Below are 1,732 nucleotides of genomic sequence, written 5' to 3'. Positions count from 1 at the left end.
TGACTGCTTTGGTGTCTCGCGCTGTAGAATGTTGCACCCGCAGCGAACGTCCGGCTTCCGCCGATTCTGTGGAAAAACAACGTGTTGCGGACGCAGAAAGTGGTGTGCTGAACCGAGCGCGAGTGCCTTTCTGATCAGGCTTTACGTGTTTGCTGCGGTGCGGGAAAGATCTTGGCCAGTTTGCGGAGGTTCTGGGCGGTGGCGGCGAGGAGGAATTCGTCGTTTGCGCCGCATGGGCCACGTAATCGGAGCCGACCCAGGCCGAGAATGCGTTTGAGGTGGGCGAAGAGCATTTCCACCTTCTTTCTGAGCTTCATTGAGATGTCGTACTGGCGGGTCTTGGCAATGTCTCGAGCCACCTGGCGGGCGTCTTCTGTTTCTTCGCGGCTGATCTTGCGGGCATCCGCGTTGGGGCAGCACTTGGTTTTCGATGGGCAGACCTGACAGACCTCTTTCAGAGCGCGATAGCGAGCGGTGCCCTTGCCCGTCGGACCGCGGTTGGGGTCTGAGTAGTTGCGGCGGAACTGCTTGAGGGCGTGACCTTCGGGACAGATGTATTGGTCATTCTCAGCATCCCATTCGAAGTCGGCGCGGGTCCAGGTGCCGTCATTGCGACCGGACTTGTCGAACACCGGGATATGCGGCGCAATCTTGCGATCAACCAGCCAGCCCAGAAGTGGGCCGGTGCCATAGGCGGTGTCCGCGATTAGTCTCTCCGGATGCAGATCGAACCGTTCCTTTACTCGGTTCAACATGGTCTTGGTCGATCCGACCTCAGCCTGACGGATTGATCTGGTGGCTTCGACGTCGATGATAACTCCGTGATCTGTATCGATCAGGTAGTTGTCGGAATAGCTAAAGAATGCAGGGCCTTTGCGGGCTGCGGTCCATTGGCTCGCCGGATCGGAATGCGATGTGAACTTGGGCTGAACCTCGCTGGCAGCGCCGAACGCAGCCTCGTCCAGCGTGTCGAGATACTCGCGGACGGCGCGGGGCGCGTCGGTCGGATCAACGGTTGAGGCGTCCCACTCTTCCTTCGGCGTTGAGTTCTGCTTGTTGGCATCGGCTTCGATCAAGCTTGCATCGATGGCCATACGCTGACCGCTGACGAGGCCTTCCTCAATGCTGTGTGCCACGGTCATCTCGAACAGGTAGCGCAGCAGTTCGCTTTCGCGGAACCGCCCATGCCGGTTCTTCGAGAATGTGGAATGATCCGGCACACGGTCGTTCAGATCGAGCCGACAGAACCACCGATAGGCTAGGTTCAGATGAACCTCTTCACAAAGCCGCCGCTCGGACCGGATCCCGAAGCAGTAGCCCACGAGTAGCATTCGGATAAGCAACTCGGGGTCAACCGAGGGGCGTCCAGTATGGCTGTAGAACTCCGCCAGATGCGACCGGATGCTGCCAAGATCGACGAACCGATCAATCGAGCGCAGCAGGTGATCTTGCGGGACATGATCTTCCAGCGAGAACTCGTAGAACAACGCCGCCTGCGCTTCCTGCCTCGGTCCCATCATCGCCAATTCCTCCCTACAGGACGAATTGAATCAGCGACTTACCACTCAATCAACCAAGAGTTTTTCAACGAAATACGCCCGACCTGCAAAACAGCAGAGCTAGGGGACGCAACCCTCGCGCCCGAACAAAATTCGATAGGGCCGTATCCTCGGCGAGCACCTGTGGGCCGCACCACCCTGTCGAATTGTATTGCACTTGCTACCCCCAACCC

1 protein-coding gene is annotated in these 1,732 nt (G+C 58.4%); it reads right to left on the bottom strand.

What is annotated here, in order from left to right; genetic code table 11:
- Positions 1 to 134: 134 nt before the first annotated feature.
- On the bottom strand, positions 135 to 1,520 hold the full coding sequence (locus ACR0DX_RS22695) for an IS1182 family transposase (RefSeq protein ID WP_170437437.1): 1,386 nt from the start codon (positions 1,518 to 1,520) through the stop codon (positions 135 to 137).
- Positions 1,521 to 1,732 lie beyond the last annotated feature (212 nt).

The organism is Ruegeria sp. D3, from assembly GCF_056534465.1.
This window is presented reverse-complemented; position numbering and strand designations above follow the sequence as displayed.

Bases quoted from the DNA above. Each gene is read 5' to 3' on its own strand.
- ACR0DX_RS22695 (WP_170437437.1), bottom strand. From the start codon at position 1,520: ATGATGGGACCGAGGCAGGAAGCGCAGGCGGCGTTGTTCTACGAGTTC.